This window comes from Vibrio coralliilyticus ATCC BAA-450 (assembly GCF_000176135.1).
In the GTDB taxonomy this organism is placed as follows: domain Bacteria; phylum Pseudomonadota; class Gammaproteobacteria; order Enterobacterales; family Vibrionaceae; genus Vibrio; species Vibrio coralliilyticus.
Genome location: NZ_ACZN01000015.1, coordinates 154,396 through 170,810, shown reverse-complemented (window position 1 = coordinate 170,810; position 16,415 = coordinate 154,396). Strand labels below are relative to the sequence as shown.

The following is a 16,415-nucleotide window of genomic DNA, read 5'->3' as shown; positions in this document are numbered from 1 at the left end:
GTCCTCACATTGTGTCGTGTGTCTGCAAGGGGAGCCACACTGACATTTTGGTGAATCGATTAGGTTCAGACTGAACTTCAATCCGCCCCCCATGTTGATGCACAATTTGCTGGCAAACTGATAGGCCAATGCCTAATCCAAAGTTGCCTTCCTTTTTAGTGGTAAAGTTGAGGGCAAAAATTTGACGCTGTAGCTTTTTGGAAATACCACAACCATTGTCTTCAATTGAAATAACAGCCCATTGTTGGTCGTTATAGCTGCGAGTCTCAGATTGAATCAAAAGTGTCCCTCTTTCAGGAAGAGCGTCAATGGCGTTGGATATGAGGTTAGTCCAGACTTGCTGCAAAGCCATTGGCATACACTGCATTAGTGGTAAATCACCGTACACTTTTTCTACGCCGTGCATCTTGAGTTTATTTTCAAAGATGACCAGCGTATCTTCAATTCCTTCATGAATGTCAGATAATCGAAACGTCTCATCGTCTGGGCGAGCGTAGCCTTTAAGGCTCTTGACCATGTCGGCGATACGTTGAGCACAAACATTGATGGATCGTAAAGTTGCTCCTGTAATGTGATAACTCTCAAGAAGGTCGAGCTCATGCGCTACTTCAGCTTGGTTGCTTTGAGTACGCTTCAACCATTCTTGATTGTCTTCTAACCCGAGTTTGACCAGCTTTTTAGCGATTCGACGTTCACCCACCTGAGATTCTATATTTTTGGCTAGTTGCCGTTCATCAGAAGTTGACCTCGGTTTGGAATCGAGAGATTTAGCCAGAATATCCGCTCCTAGAGTTTTGAGTCTGGATTGACCATTATCATCACTGACTAATTTATGAATGTTAGCCGTTAGCGTTTCCGTACTGCGAAGAATTGCCGCTACAGGATTGTTTAGCTCATGGGCAACGCCCGCGACCAATTGGCCTAGCATTGCCATCTTTTCACGCTCAATGAGTTGTTGATGGGCAGACTCTAGGGATTCAAGCGTCTTTTGCAGTTCGAGCTTAGTATTAATACTGCGCTGCAGGCGACGATTGAAATGACGCAGAAGTAGGTTAGTAAACAAAGGAAGCAGGGTGGTGTTGGAATGCATGACTTTAGCGAAAATGTCTCGGTCGAGTTTTATTACCTCAGTTTGTTTTAAAGTCAGTGCTGTCGAGAATGAGGGCTCACCCGTGACAAACGACATCCCTCCGACAATATTACCTTTGTTGTGTCTGACCACCTCGCGCTGTATTCCTAGTTCGTCTTTTTTATATAGCGCAACTTCTCCTTTGGTAATGAACCAGAGAAATTGATTTTCTTCTCCTTCAATGGTGAGCAGATGTTCAGATGAATAGGTTCGGCAAGCGCGAGTGTCGTCCTGATCTGAGAAGAACTCATGCAAAGCTGAGATAACTTGCTCAGCGAGCTCTTGATCGGAGAGCGTGTGATGATCAGTGATAAAACCCTCGCGATAGCTGCGCATTTTGAGTTCGATGTGTGCTCTAAGAAGACGCTGTTGATCGAGTATTTGACTATATGCGAGAAGGTTTTCTTCGTCGTGCTTTAGAATGAAAGTCGTGAGTTCTTTTTTGACCGTTTTGTATACCAAGTTGTCCTGCAACGGTTTAGTCAGACAATGATCCAGTCTACCTTCATTGACGGCAGACAGTATCGCTTGTATGTCTTGTCCGCAGCTGATCAAAATCTTACGTGCGCTTTGTGTATGGTGGCTTTTGTCTAACTGAATCAGAAATTCAGCGCCATTAAAGTTTTCATGATGGCTAGCCAGTACCAGCGCGACAGGTTGCTGATTTTCCTGACAGTAAGCCAGCGAAGCGTGTGCGTCTTCGATTGTATCAGCCGTATGTATGTCGAACCTTGCCGCGAATTGACCCAGCTCTCGTCGCAGTTGCTCTACACTAATAGGATTGTTGTCTAAGCACAGTAAGGCATACTGATTCACTGTTGTCGCCTGTCTCTAATGAACTCCCTGATCTGAAATTACTCTAACAAGGATTACTCAGAGTGACTGAGACACAGGTTTTAGATTCGTCTTCGATTTGTGAAGAAAGCCAATACTCTGATTTAACTCAATGTTTTTTGGTGTAAACTGCAAGAAATACCTAAGTGAAGATAATTACATGCATCAGTTGAAAAAATACGGCGCTATTGGTGGCGCAATCGCTTTGGCTTTATGTTGGCCTCTGGCGGTAGGACAAATTGGACAAAATGTTATCCATGATGGCATTACGCATCTAAGCAATGATTCAGTGAAAGCTGAAGTTGTTTCCTACAACCGCGGCTACCTCTCTTCTGAAGTACAAACTCGTTACACGGTTGCGGATCCTGAGCTTGCCAGCCAACTGGAAATTGATGGCTTGCCGACGGAATTCGTCGTGAATAGCCATGTCACTCACGGTTTGTTTAGTTTGAAAGCAGAGTCCACGTTGGAAAATGCGGAGCAGTTTCCTTTAACGATGACAACGGTGACTCAACTTAACGGCAATACGGACTACTCGTTGGAGCTGGGTAACTGGCATCAAACAACCGAAGGTGACGGGGGCGCTATGGTATCAGTGACACCTTCGTCTCTGAAAGGCCATGTTACGGTGTTGGGAGAAGTCAGCTACGACCTTAACATTCCTTCCGTTGAAGTCGATTTCGATACAGGTGAAAAGATGCTGCTGTCGAACATCACAGGCTCGGGCCTTGGCAGAAAGCAAAACAGTTTTTGGCTGGGCGACCAGAAAATCAACATTGCGGAAGTGTCGGTTCTCGATTCCACACAAGCCCCTTTGTTCTCTCTGAAAAGTGGTCAGTATCAGTTTGCTTCTTCACTTGATGATGCCTCTCAACGTGTAAATAGCAAACATGTTGTGAGCGTTGATAAATTACTTATGTCTGAAGACGAGGTGGACAACTTGGTGCTGGATTTAGAATTCGGCGATTTAGACAGCAGCTCATTTGAGCATTTGGTTAGTATGTATCAGAATAATCCGGTGCTGACGGCTGACGATATCCAAGATGCGATTCCTTACGTGGAAACCCTATTTTCTAAAGGTTTCTACCTATCTATGAATAAGATGGCTCTGACCTTAGGTGACAATGGCGAGTTCGAAAGTACATGGAAAATTACCGTTCCAGAAGGAACCACCAATGTCACTCAAAACCCTGCCAACATTCTTCCTTCTTTAACGGGGAACTTAGACACGTTTTTCTCCAATGGCTTGGTTGAACAGTATCCTTTCATTAAACAGGGTGTCGATGAAGCGATGGTGATGGAGTTTGTTAGTCAGAACGATAAGGGCTACCAGATTCAGGCTGAGCTAAAAGATGGCAATCTTGTATTCGAAAACGGGCAGCAAATACCTTTGATGGCGATACTATTGCCAGCAATGATGCAGCCATAAGTTAGGATTTTTATCACTTACATGAAAAAGAGGTCTAAAGACCTCTTTTCTTGCTTTTTATACGTGAGAAAACGTGCTATTAATCCTGTCATTACTTATTGAAAGCATGAGCAAGGAATCTCGAAATGGACAATGTTTATAACTTTAGTGCCGGACCAGCGGGGCTGCCTAGAGCTGTAATGGAAAAAGCACAATCCGAATTCGTTGAGTGGAACGGATTGGGCACATCTGTGATGGAAATTAGCCACCGAAGCAAAGAGTTTATTAAGGTTGCTGAGGATGCAGAACAAGATCTTCGTGACCTACTGAATGTTCCTGACAACTACAAAGTCTTGTTCTGTCAGGGTGGTGCTCGTGCACAGTTTGCTGCTGTCCCATTAAACCTATTAGGTAGTGCTAAGAAAGCGACCTACGTTGATGCAGGATACTGGGCAGAAAGTGCAATCAAAGAAGCAGAAAAATACTGCGAAGTGGATGTATTTAATGCCAAAACCACAAAAGAAGGTAAATTGGCGGTCACTGATGCATCAGAATGGAAGATTGACCCTCAATCCGCTTATGTACATTTTTGTCCAAATGAGACTATCGATGGTATCGAGATTTCAGAACTGCCTAAGACGGATAAACCCATCGTTGCGGATATGTCATCCAACATACTTTCAAGAGAGATCGACGTCTCTCAATACGGGGTTATTTACGCTGGTGCTCAAAAGAATATTGGCCCTGCGGGGATCTGTATTGCCATCGTCCGTGATGACTTGCTGGATCTTGCTCATGAACTTTTACCGAGCTTCATCAGCTACAAGATGTTGGCAGAGAAAGACTCAATGTTTAATACGCCACCGACTTTCGCTTGGTACTTGTCTGGCTTGGTGTTTAAGTGGTTGAAAGAGCAGGGTGGTGTCGCGGCTATGGAGCAGATTAACCGCGAGAAAGCAGCGATTCTTTATGAATGTATTGATAGCTCTGATTTCTATAAAAACGAAGTTTGCGCTCAGAATCGTTCACGAATGAACGTACCCTTCCAGCTTGCTAAACCTGAACTGGATGGCCTATTCCTAGAACAGGCTGCAGCGAAAGGCCTTGTTTCGTTGAAGGGCCATCGTGCTGTCGGTGGTATGCGTGCTTCAATTTACAATGCAATGCCTGTAGAAGGTGTAAAAGCTCTGGTTGAATTCATGAAGGAATTTGAAGCAGCAAACGCGTAATCCGGAGAGATAAAGTAAAGGCTTAGCCATTGAGGCTAAGCCTTTTTTATTGATTAAAGTTTAAAACGAGCGACAACTTGTTCCAGTTCCTCGACTTTTCGGTAAAGCTGGCTGACCGCTTGAGCGCCATCTTGAGTGGTGCGAACCGAGTTGTCGGCAATTTGGCTGATGGTATTGATGTCACGCGACATCTCTTGTGCTGCTGTAGCTTGCTCATTTCCGGCAGTTGCGATCATATCGATCATTTGGTTCACATCCTGAGCACGGGACACGATCTGTGTTAGGGCATCCCCGGCAGAATTAGAGAGGGTTACACCTTCTGCAACTAAATGAGTCCCTTCGCTCATCCGCTCTACGGCCTGACGTGTTTCGTTCTGAATCGAGCTTATCAAACCGCCTACCTCTTCTGTCGCTTTTGAGGTTCTTTCAGCCAGACTTCGTACTTCGTCAGCGACCACGGCAAACCCTCGACCAAGTTCACCAGCTCGTGCGGCTTCAATGGCTGCATTGAGCGCGAGCAAGTTGGTTTGTTCGGCGATATCGTTAATGACTTTGATGACGTTACCGATCTCTTCTCCGCGTTTACCTAAACTGTCGACAGTTTCTGCGGTTTCATTGACGACTTCGGAGATCCGATTCATGCCATTGACGGTTTCTTGCATCAATTTACCGCCATTGGTTGCTTCCTCACCAGCCTGACGTGAACTTGCTGCAGCGTCAGTGCTTTGATCTGCAACCTGATTGACGGTAACAGTCATCTCTTCGACAGCACTGGCGATTAGTGTAGCTTTGTCTGCTTGTTCCTCAATACCAGAAGCAACCAATTTAGTTGTGTCCTCGACCATTTGCGTGTTGCTAGCAACTTCAGAAGCAACACTTGTGATATTGGATAACACACTTCTGAGAGACTGTTGCATTGCATCAATTGCACGAGCGAGTTCACCCAGTTCATCTTTGTTGGTTTCATTGATCGGCGGTTCTGACAAATCACCGTCAGCAATGGACTTGGCTTTTGCTGCAATCACATCTAGTCTCTGACGGATGATGTTTAGTAGGCCCCAAGCGACAGCAATGCCGACAACCAACACCACAATAACATTTATGGTCAGCCAGAAAATAATGGTCGACATATTGTTGTTGAGTTCTGCTAAGGCTTGGATAGAGTCGTTGGTTTCTTCTGTGGCCGAGTTATTGAGGATTTCTTCCAGCGGAAGAATAATAGATTGCTTCAATTCACCGACCAGCATGTTTGCTGATCTCTTACCCGAAGGGTCGTAGCCTTCAAAGACCTCCTGAGCAATACGAATAATGTCGTAGTAATACTGTTCAACCTCGTCGATTTGGCTTGAAGCTTGCGGATCTGGTTCTAGAGGACGGAGTTTATCGAGATATCCTGCAAAGGCGCCGGCATCATTGTTAAAGGTGTCTCGTGCTGCTGGGTCACCCATAATGTAGGCATTGAGCGTTGCAATCATATCGCCGGCTTCGTCGACCAACTCAAGATAATAACGAATACTCGGTAAGTCTTGATTCAAAGTCCTATCGAGCTCGGTGCTTTTATAGGCTTCGGTAAAACGCTTTTCTGCGAGTTGATCGAGTAAATCCTCCAACGGTGCCCCAATGTTTTTGGTCAGCTGATTGATTTTATCGATAGCTTGCTGTTCATCGGCGGGGTTGAATTTGGTGAAGATGCCTTGGTTAATGCGTTCAATGTATTGGTTCGCTAGGCTAATGATGCGATCCATTTTCTCGACGTCGGAGGCTTTAGCCGACTCTAGCGCACGTAATCGCAAGTATTGCTGCTGGAATTCATTGGCATTCTCTTCAAAAGCATTGCGTTGCCCTGCATCGCCATTGAGATATTCGAGGGCGTTAGTTTGTAGGCTTCCAATTGCATCCAATACGTTGAAGTAGGCCAACACTCCGGGTACATCATCAGACTCTATTTCCTGTGAAATGGTGGCAGATTTGTTGACGAGAGACCAGACGATGAAAGCTAAAATCAGGGTGGTAATTATTATTATTGAAAAGCCCATATAGAGGGCATGGGACAGACGAACGTTCATCTCTATCTCTCCATCGGGAGTTGGATTCCAATGAACTAAGTATGGAACCTATGAACCAAGGCGCAAATAATTAATAAATTTATCCGTAGTAGGCGAGTTAGAAGGGATTGATGACAATAAAAAATCGCAGCCTAAGCTGCGATTTTAAAATGTGTCAGAGTGGGTTGCTTATCGACGTTTAGGCTTGCGACCTGCCGAAGGTTTTCCGCCCGCTGGTGGCTTACTGTTACTATGACCGCCCGGCTTACCATTTCGACCACCTGTTGGTTTACCACCGTTACCTGAGTTGCGGCTATTGTTTGGTTTTTTCTGACCAGAGCCGTTCATCTTTTCAAACCCTGGCTGACTTTTTGTATGTTTAGTCGCGAAACGGTTTGAGCCATGACGACCAGATTTTCTTCGCTGTGCGGGAGTCAGGGCTCCATTGTCTTCTGCTGGTACCAGACAGCTCTGTTTGTCACCAATTAAGTGCTTTTTGCCCATGCTAATAAGCGCTTCGCGAATTAGCGGCCAGTTAGCCGGATCATGGTAACGCAGTAGGGCTTTGTGCAAGCGGCGCTGGCGCTCTCCTTTCGCTACTGGCACTTCTTCGCGTTGTTTGTACTTAACACGCTTAAGTGGATTGGTTTCCGAGTAGTACATCGATGTGGCGTTACACATCGGTGATGGATAGAAGTTTTGTACCTGATCACACTCGAAGTCGTTCTTCTTAAGCCACAGCGCTAAGTTCAGCATGTCTTCATCTTCGGTGCCCGGGTGCGCAGAGATGAAGTAAGGGATCAGATACTGCTTCTTGCCTGCTTCTGCACTGTACTTCTCAAACATTTCTTTGAAACGATCGTAAGTTCCCATGCCAGGCTTCATCATTAGGTTCAGTGGACCTTTTTCTGTGTGCTCAGGTGCGATCTTCAGATAACCGCCAACATGGTGAGTAACTAACTCTTTAACGTATTCAGGTGACTCGATGGCCAAATCGTAACGAACGCCAGAAGCTATCATCACTTTTTTGACACCTTCCACTTTACGTGCTGCGCGATACAGATCGATAGTGTGCTTGTGGTCGGTATTCAGCTTGTTACAGATCCCAGGGAAAACACACGATGGACGGCGACAGTTTGCTTCAGCTTTCGGATCGCTACAGCCGAGTCGATACATGTTTGCCGTTGGACCACCAAGGTCGGAAATGGTACCAGTGAAGCCTGGTACTTTGTCTCGGATTTCTTCAAGCTCGTTTATGATCGACTCTTGAGAACGGTTTTGGATGATACGACCTTCGTGCTCAGTAATAGAACAGAAAGAACAGCCACCAAAACAGCCACGCATGATGTTCACGGAGGTTTTGATCATGTCGTAGGCAGGAATCTTTGCTTTACCATATTTCGGGTGCGGTACACGTGCGTAAGGCAGGCCGAAAACGTAATCCATCTCCTCCGTTGAAAGAGGAATCGGAGCTTGGTTAACCCAAAGTTCACGATCACCGTGACGTTGAATTAATGCGCGACCAGAATATGGGTTAGTCTCAAGGTGCATAATACGGCTGGCATGAGCGTAGAGAATTCGGTCATTATTCAGCTTTTCAAAATGCGGGATACGTACCGCAGTTGTTGCTGCATCGTGACGAGAAGGACGAATAGCGATAGGCTTCGCTTCAGGCTCTTCAGTTTTCGCTTTGGTGTCACACTGTTCTTCTACCGTATATGGGTTCGGTGGGATGAAAGCTTCTTTACGCGGTTTTTCAATACGTGAAGAGTCAATGATCTTATAGCCTTCTGGCTCCGCTGGCAGGCTGACAACCGTACCGCGAATATTAGTCATCGTGCCAATCTCTTCACCATCAGCCAATCGGTGAGCAACTTCAACCAGTGCGCGCTCTGCGTTACCAAATAGTAAGATATCTGCTTTTGCGTCAAACAAAATGGAGCGACGAACTTTATCGGACCAGTAATCGTAGTGGGCTAAACGACGTAAGCTGGCTTCGATTCCCCCAAGAACAAGCGGCACACCTTTGTAAGCTTCACGACAGCGCTGAGAGTATACTAATGTCGCGCGATCAGGGCGTTTACCGCCTTCGTTGTTTGGTGTATAGGCGTCATCATGGCGTAGCTTACGGTCAGCTGTATAACGGTTGATCATTGAGTCCATGTTGCCAGCAGTGATGCCGAAGAACAGATTTGGTCGACCCAATTGAGTGAAAGCATCTTTATTGTGCCATTCAGGCTGTGCAATGATACCGACACGAAACCCTTGAGCTTCAAGCAGGCGACCGATAATTGCCATACCAAAGCTTGGGTGATCCACGTAAGCGTCGCCAGTCACGATTATAATGTCACAGCTGTCCCATCCTAGGGCATCCATTTCCTTACGACTTGTCGGTAGGAAAGGGGCATTACCGAAGCACTCTGCCCAGTATTTTTTGTGCTCATGAATAGGGGTGATATTGCTGTACATATTTTGTTCTCTGTTCCAGGGAGCGCGAATTATAGCGGCTTGAGAGACTACTATCTACCTCAACATGTCCCTAGATTCTTCATGCCTAATGCACGTCCTATTAGTTATGCATCAGGTTGTTGTTAGTTGTGTTAGCTATATAACGGATTACGCCTTCATATGGGACTAATATTATAGGGTGGTGATGAATATAAAATTTGAGGTGTGTGCTTATGCATGGCGTAGATTCCGAGATAGCTGTGGAAGAGAAAGCAGCCCCCCATCGTCAGCGCAAATACCAAACGTACACCTGGCAGCTAGATCTTGTTACTCAGGAGTTTAGTTGCGAGCCCGAGGCGATGAAACGGCTCTTTGGCTGTCATAAACCCACCATTTCAGCCAAGGAGCTACTCAAGCTGCTGCCGACGACTCAGCGTCGTATGGCTCGTACTATGTTTAAGTCCGCATTAGCTTCCGACAAAACTCATTCATTCCATTGCTGCTTACTTACACCCAATAGCTTGTTCACTTACGTAGAGTTCATCATCCAAGCGGAAAGTGAGTTTGTGCTAAAAGGCGTGGTTGCTCCGTGTTTGGTTATTCCATCGAGAATGGTCGCAGCGGATATTTTTTACTCTGTATTTGAGAACAGACACCATGGTGTCTTAGTGACGGACTCAGAAACCCGAATCCTTGCGTGTAACCGCCATTTTGAGCGAATTACAGGCCATCAGCTCGAAGATATTCTGGGCTTAAAAACGAATATTCTGAACGCAGAAAAACTTAGCGCAGATTATTACCGTGACCTGTGGCACAGCATCGAACGGCATGGTCACTGGAGTGGTCCTATGCTGACTAAAAAAGCGGACAACTCCGTCCTACCCCAAGAATTAACTATTCATAAGATTGAGCCGGGAAACGGTGAATCTTACTTTTTGGGGTTGTGTGCAGATTTATCTAATCAGCTTCACCGAATTGACGACCGAGAAACTGGCGGTGTTGATTTACTGACTCAATTACCGTCTCCAGAGCGGTTTTTAGAGCAGCTGGACAAAGAGTATGGTGATAACCAAGGTGAAGAGTTGCTGATAATGCTGGCGTTACAACCGCAGTTTCCGTTGGCGAATGAGCAAGAGGTTAAACGTCAGTTTGCTAGCTACATTGCTGAAAACTCCTTGGTTCCGTATGCAAGCTATATTGGTGATGGTCGGTTTGCGGTGACATTGAGTGTAGAAAACTCCCAGGGGACTGAAAATGTTCGCGCTATTAGGAAGATGATTAAAGCCTTTTTCCACAGCTTCAAGCATGCTCAGGGCACTGTCGCTCAATCGCTCAAGTTTGGTCTAACAGGGGTTTCCGTAATGCACTCAGATGCCAAGTCGCCCAGGCAGCTGTTGTCTCATGCATTGCAGTCTCTGCTTGAACTCCATTCTGGCGAAAGTAAGAGGATTGCGTTTTATGATCGCGAGATCCATGAACAAGTGGAGCGTAAAAAGCAGCTAGAGAGTTGGGTCGAGCAAGCCATCTTGGCGGAGACAATCGACGTTTTTTTCCAGCCAATTATCGATATTAAGAAGGGTAGAATCGACAAATTTGAGGCCCTATGTCGTTTTCCTGTCAACGAAACGACGAGTGCATCAACGCAGGAGCTTATCAATATTGTCGAAGACCTTGATTTAATTGTCAGTTTGGATGACGTCGTTAACCGAAAAGCTATGTCTGTGCTACCGGAGCTGCAGCAACTGTTTGGCGACCATGTTGGGCTATCTGTCAATCGTTCATTCAATACCAAGCAAGACATCGCGGAGATCCTTCGCCACAGCGCCCAGCTCATCGATCAAAGTGGCATCAAACCGGATATGTTGACGATTGAGTTTACGGAAAGTGCGTATTTTGATGGCGACAGTTACCAAGAGCAGTTGCTTGCAGCGATTCGAAAAGCTGGCGTATCCATTGCTGTTGACGATTTTGGTACAGGATGTGCGTCTTTCGATTATCTCAATAAGAGCTACTTTGATGTTTTGAAAATTGATCGAAGCTTTGTCCAAGGCATTCGCTTTGCTAGTCGGCAATATCATGTCGTCAATACCATTATTCAGTTGGCTCAGAAATTAAAACTTAAGGTCGTGGCTGAGGGCGTTGAAACAAGAGATGAATACCTAACGTTGCGTAGCTTGGGCGTGGATTGCATCCAGGGCTATTTTTTTTCCAAGCCATTGCCAATTGAAGCATTGAGAGTTGCTAAGAACTATTGTGAATTACCAACGAACAATGAGATGGAGAAAGGTCATGCAGGGACTATCGCAGAACTGATGACGGCGCAGCTTCCTCATATTGACCCAGGAGAGCCGCTATCCTTGATACACACTTATTTTAGCAATGTGGAAATTAATATTGTACCAGTGATCGAATCGCAACATTGTGTCGGTATCATTGATAGAGCTGCGCTGAATCTTCATATGACACCAAGTATGGGAACAGACCATGAGACCAGTAAAGAGCATACGATGTGGCACAAATCAGCACACCGCATGATGTCCGCACCAAAAACACTATTGGACTGGCACATATCGTTGAGTGAGGTTAAGGCGCTTATTGAGCGAGCACCTTTTCCATGGGTGTTGGTGGATGAAGAATCGAGATTCAAAGGTATTGTCGAGCAAGAAAGAATTGTTCAGTATCTTTTAAGCGGCCAGCCTGTGCATGAAGTACATGCTTTGTAGCTATAACGTTGGACAAATACCATTTGTACTTCAGCGATTACTCATTGTATCGATAGGGGTAAGGTAACGCTGGTGGCACTTATCTAAGCAAGTCTGCTATTATCCGCTTCCATTAAAAACAATAGTAATAGCTCACATCATGGTTCAACAATTGTTAGCAGTGTTTCCTCCTATGCTTTTAGGCGCTCAGTTAATTTTGACGCTTATTTTAGTCAAAGGAGATATTTGCCCAGGCCAGCGAGGTCGTATTCATAAAGTTCTCCCTGTTCTCGCCATTATGTGGCTAGCCGTCGCGTCGTTGAAAATCGAAGCCATGATGGTGGTGTTTGCGATTGCTTACTTTTACTCGCAGGTTCAGACCAAAAAAACTCGGGTACAAGGCCCATTGTGGGTGATGTATCTTGCCAATGGCCTGGCGCTGGCGTATGTCGCGATTGGTATTGGTGAGCAACCTGATTTAGCGGCTGGCCTAAACGTATTCGTTCAGATCATTCTTCTAGGCGCTCTGTTTGCTCACTTACTTCTTACTGTAGCCCGCACTAGGCTTCAGGCTTTTCATCGTATTTTACCAGTAACGGGTGTTATCTCGGCAATGCTGATGAGCCTAGCAATTCTTTTAAAAGCTTTTGGTCTAGAAGAAGCTGTCCTTACTCAGGCGACTCAGCCTTTGTTGATAGGTTTTGCTCTTCTTATTACGTCCGTCCTCACCTGGTGCTGGCACATCATTGTGTCGAAAACCGTCAACAAAATTCAGTTGGCAGTAGCATTGTTGACGTTGGTTTCGGCCACGACGTTTAATCAAGGCTTGTTCGTTCTTTAGAAGCGGCTCACTTTAAATTTGAGGATTTGAAGCTACGCTTGAGATAGGCGATCAGCACAGGAGTGTGGCTATGGATCTGAGTAACGTTGGAAGGTTAGATAGCATCATCTTGCTTGGTATCGTTAATGAAAAGCTGAGACTCGAATGTAACAGCTTTGAAGAGCTTGTGACCATGTATGAAATGGATGTCGAAACTGTGATTGGTAAGCTCGATGTCCTCGGCTATCAGTATGATCCTCTCACCAATCAGTTCAAATCTTATGACAGATAACACTTAAAAAGGAGGCTGATTGCCTCCTTTTTTATACCGTTTTTATCCCTTCCAAATGACTCTTCGATTGCTGTCTTGCAGTATTAAAAAACGCCTGAAGGTAACGTTTATCTTTGTCTGAATTGCGAGTCGCGGCGAAAAGGCGTCGCCATAAACCATCACCAAGCGAAATACTGGTTATCAACCCCTGACGAGAGAATTCGCTGATGGCCCAGTTTGGTAACGCGGCGACTCCCAAGCCTGCTGAGACCATTTGGACTAACATCAGAGTGTTATCAGCCTGTTTCCATTTTGCTGGTTCAATGCCTGCTGGGTGGAGAAAATGTTTCACCACATCCAGTCGGTTTTTTTGTACCGGATAAGACAACATGGTTTCGTTTTCCAAATCACTTGGTTCGACAGATGTGTTTGCCGCAAGCGGGTGATTGGTCGCGGTGACAAGGCGCATTTCAAAATCAAACAAGGGTTCATAATGGACTTCTGACCTAGGCTGGATATCCGAGGTAATGACTAAATCCAACTCGCCACTCATCAACGCAGGCAGAGGCTCGAAACCAAATCCCGATGAGAAGTCCAGAGTCACGCTTGGCCAAGCAACTTGGTACTCCCTCAAAGCTGGCATTAACCATTGGAAGCAAGAGTGACATTCAATTGCCATGTGCAGGCGTCCATTGACGTCTTCTTTCAGGCTGGCAAGTTCATTCTCTGCTCGGGCTAATCGTGGCAGCACTTGATCCGCCAAATTCAGAAGAATCTCGCCTTCAGATGTAAACCTTACCGGGCGTGTTTTTCGCAGAAATAACTGACCGCCAATTCTGGCTTCGAGATCTTTTATTTGATGAGACAAGGCTGACTGAGTGAGATGTAACGTCGTTGCGGTGGCGGTTAACGACCCCGTATCTCGCAACGTTGCTAATGTTTTCAGATGCTTAAGCTCAATCATGAAATCCCTTCAACCGTAATCACTGATGATGAATATAACTAACTTACCTGCATTTTTTAGGAGTGTAAACATCTAGACGTCTAAAAAGTCATATGACTTTGAATATGGAGATTTCACATGTAAGGCATAAGTAACATGAAATAATCTAATAAACAGGTTGAATAATTGGAACTTGTTCCGCCACTAGGTTGGCGAGATAGTTTAGCCATCCAGACGCCTTCTATGCCGTCTGAACAGAACATACATCTACGATTACAAACCAGAAGGATTAGGGCTATGACAACAACTCACATTTTGGGATACCCAAGAATTGGTGAAAAGCGTGAACTTAAGTTTGCGTTGGAGAAATACTGGCGTGGTGAAATTGAACAGGCTGAGTTAAAGGCCGTTGGCGCCGAGCTACGTAACAAGAACTGGCAGACGCAATCTGATGCAGATCTGAGTTTCGTTACTGCCGGTGATTTTGCTTGGTATGACCATGTACTTACCACGACTTTATTGTTGGGCCATGTGCCTAAACGCCATCGTGATGGCTTCCCGGATCTGGATACTTTGTTTAAAGTGGGGCGTGGGCAGTCGCAGGTGAATTGCGATTGTAATGGCTCTGCGGCATCAGACATGACCAAATGGTTTAACACCAATTACCATTATATTGTGCCAGAGTTCAGTGAAGACGATAGTTTTGACGTCAGTTGGCCGCAACTGTTTGAAGAGGTGAGTGAAGCAACGAAAGCTGGTCACAACGTGAAACCTGTTCTACTGGGGCCGATCAGCTATCTTTATCTTGGCAAAGAGGTGAATGAAGGGTTCGACCGCCTAACCTTGTTACCGCGTCTTCTTACGGCTTATCAGAACATCTTGTCAAAGCTGTCTAAGCAAGGGGTCGAATGGGTACAGATAGATGAACCCGTATTGTCGCTAGAACTCGAAAAACCTTGGTTAACTTCATTCAAACTCGCGTATCAGGTGATTCGCAGCGACATAAAAGTGCTGCTGACAACATATTTTGATTCCGTTGATGACACATTAGATAAGATTGTTGAACTCGATGTTGATGGTTTGCATATTGACCTAGCAGCCGCACCTCAGCAACTGAGCACCGTAGTATCTCGTTTGCCCAAAGAGTGGATACTGTCCGCAGGCGTGGTTAATGGACGCAACGTTTGGCGCGCTGATCTCAGCACACAGCTTGAGCTTTTGCAGCCTGTTAAGCAGCAATTAGGTGATAGGTTATGGGTCGCGAGTTCATGTTCATTACTGCATAGCCCAGTTGATTTAGAGCTTGAACCTGCGTTGTCGGAAGAAGTTCGCAGTTGGTTCGCCTTTGCCAAACAGAAGGTGCATGAAGTTGCTTTGTTAGGCAAAGCACTGGACGGCAACCAGCAAGCCATTCAAGAATGTGTTGTCTATAGTGCTCCAATTGAGGCTCGAAAAACAGCAACACACGTTAACAAACCTCAGGTGCAGGAGCGATTAAATCAAATCACCAAATCGCTGGCAGAGCGCAGCGCACCCTATGAGGAACGCGCAGAGTATCAAAGTGCTGTGCTAGGTTTACCGCTTTTCCCAACAACGACTATTGGCTCATTTCCTCAAACTCACGAAATACGAGTTCAGAGAAGTGCTTACCGTACTGGTCAAATGTCTGACTCTGAATATGTAGCAGCCCTAAAAGGGCATATCGAAGACGCCGTGAAGCGACAGGAAGCATTGGATCTCGACGTGCTGGTTCATGGTGAAGCTGAGCGAAATGATATGGTTGAGTACTTTGCAGAGAACTTGGCCGGTTTTCAAACAACAAAGTTTGGCTGGGTTCAGAGTTACGGGTCTCGCTGTGTGAAGCCTGCGATTGTCGTTGCAGACATTGAACGTGAGAAGCCTATTACCGTTGAGTGGTCGACCTATGCACAATCGCTGACGTCCAAACAAATGAAAGGTATGTTAACTGGGCCTGTAACCATCCTTTGCTGGACGTTTCCTCGTGAGGACATCAGTCGCAAGGAGATCACCAATCAACTAGCGCTTGCATTGCGTGATGAAGTGTCTGATCTGCAGGATGCGGGCATCAATATCATCCAGATTGATGAGCCGGCGATTCGTGAAGGTTTGCCACTTAAAAAACGTGACCATACAGAGTATTTAGAATGGGCGGTGGATGCTTTCAAAATTTCCGCAGCTAGTGCAAAACCAGAAACTCAGATACATACGCACATGTGTTACTCAGAGTTTAACGAGATCATCGACTCAGTCGCAGCACTGGATGCAGATGTGATTACGATTGAAACATCGCGCTCAAACATGGAGCTCCTTAAAGCGTTCGAAGAGTTTAATTACCCGAATGAGATTGGCCCAGGTGTCTACGATATTCACTCGCCTAACATCCCGAGTGAGGAGTGGATTGAAGGATTGATCAACAAAGCGGCTGAGAAGATCCCAGCGAAAAGGTTATGGGTGAATCCAGATTGTGGCTTGAAAACACGAAACTGGGCTGAAACAGAAGCGTCGCTAGCTAATATGGTGTCGGCGGCGAAAAAACTGCGTAAAGAGTTTGCGTAACGAAGGGAC

At 45.7% G+C, this 16,415-nt stretch carries 10 protein-coding genes; 6 read left to right on the top strand and 4 right to left on the bottom strand.

What is annotated here, in order from left to right:
• Window positions 1-4: 4 nt before the first annotated feature.
• Window positions 5-1,945 (bottom strand): ATP-binding protein, encoded by a 1,941-nt coding sequence (locus VIC_RS08245; RefSeq protein WP_006959023.1) that lies wholly within the window; start codon window positions 1,943-1,945, stop codon window positions 5-7.
• Window positions 1,946-2,123: 178 nt separating this feature from the next.
• Between VIC_RS08245 and VIC_RS08240 the strand changes: the two genes are divergently transcribed.
• Both VIC_RS08240 and serC read left to right on the top strand, forming a co-directional pair.
• A complete protein-coding gene (locus tag VIC_RS08240; RefSeq protein ID WP_006959021.1) occupies window positions 2,124-3,392 on the top strand; it encodes a DUF945 family protein in 1,269 nt (422 codons plus the stop codon).
• 125 nt (window positions 3,393-3,517) lie between these two features.
• A complete protein-coding gene (serC, locus tag VIC_RS08235; protein ID WP_006959019.1) occupies window positions 3,518-4,600 on the top strand; it encodes a 3-phosphoserine/phosphohydroxythreonine transaminase in 1,083 nt (360 codons plus the stop codon).
• 53 nt (window positions 4,601-4,653) lie between these two features.
• Here the strand turns inward: serC and VIC_RS08230 are convergent, their stop codons facing one another.
• The gene (locus VIC_RS08230; RefSeq protein ID WP_039951637.1) at window positions 4,654-6,666 is read right to left on the bottom strand and encodes a methyl-accepting chemotaxis protein; all 2,013 of its coding nucleotides are present in this window, start codon (window positions 6,664-6,666) and stop codon (window positions 4,654-4,656) included.
• Window positions 6,667-6,834: 168 nt separating this feature from the next.
• The gene (locus VIC_RS08225; RefSeq protein ID WP_006959015.1) at window positions 6,835-9,114 is read right to left on the bottom strand and encodes a YgiQ family radical SAM protein; all 2,280 of its coding nucleotides are present in this window, start codon (window positions 9,112-9,114) and stop codon (window positions 6,835-6,837) included.
• A 212-nt stretch (window positions 9,115-9,326) separates the two neighbouring features.
• On the opposite strand from VIC_RS08225, the gene VIC_RS08220 reads away from it, so the two are divergent.
• From VIC_RS08220 to VIC_RS08210, 3 genes are all read left to right on the top strand, one after another.
• On the top strand, window positions 9,327-11,816 hold the full coding sequence (locus tag VIC_RS08220; RefSeq protein WP_006959013.1) for an EAL domain-containing protein: 2,490 nt from the start codon (window positions 9,327-9,329) through the stop codon (window positions 11,814-11,816).
• A 139-nt stretch (window positions 11,817-11,955) separates the two neighbouring features.
• A complete protein-coding gene (locus VIC_RS08215; protein WP_039951635.1) occupies window positions 11,956-12,636 on the top strand; it encodes a hypothetical protein in 681 nt (226 codons plus the stop codon).
• Window positions 12,637-12,706: 70 nt separating this feature from the next.
• Entirely contained in the window at window positions 12,707-12,907 is a 201-nt protein-coding gene (locus VIC_RS08210; RefSeq protein WP_006959008.1) for a DUF4250 domain-containing protein, read from the top strand.
• 31 nt (window positions 12,908-12,938) lie between these two features.
• Here the strand turns inward: VIC_RS08210 and metR are convergent, their stop codons facing one another.
• On the bottom strand, window positions 12,939-13,850 hold the full coding sequence (gene metR / locus VIC_RS08205) for an HTH-type transcriptional regulator MetR (protein ID WP_006959006.1): 912 nt from the start codon (window positions 13,848-13,850) through the stop codon (window positions 12,939-12,941).
• A 276-nt stretch (window positions 13,851-14,126) separates the two neighbouring features.
• Here metR and metE point away from each other — a divergent pair, with 276 nt between their 5' ends.
• Window positions 14,127-16,406 (top strand): 5-methyltetrahydropteroyltriglutamate--homocysteine S-methyltransferase, encoded by a 2,280-nt coding sequence (metE, locus tag VIC_RS08200; RefSeq protein WP_006959004.1) that lies wholly within the window; start codon window positions 14,127-14,129, stop codon window positions 16,404-16,406.
• Window positions 16,407-16,415 lie beyond the last annotated feature (9 nt).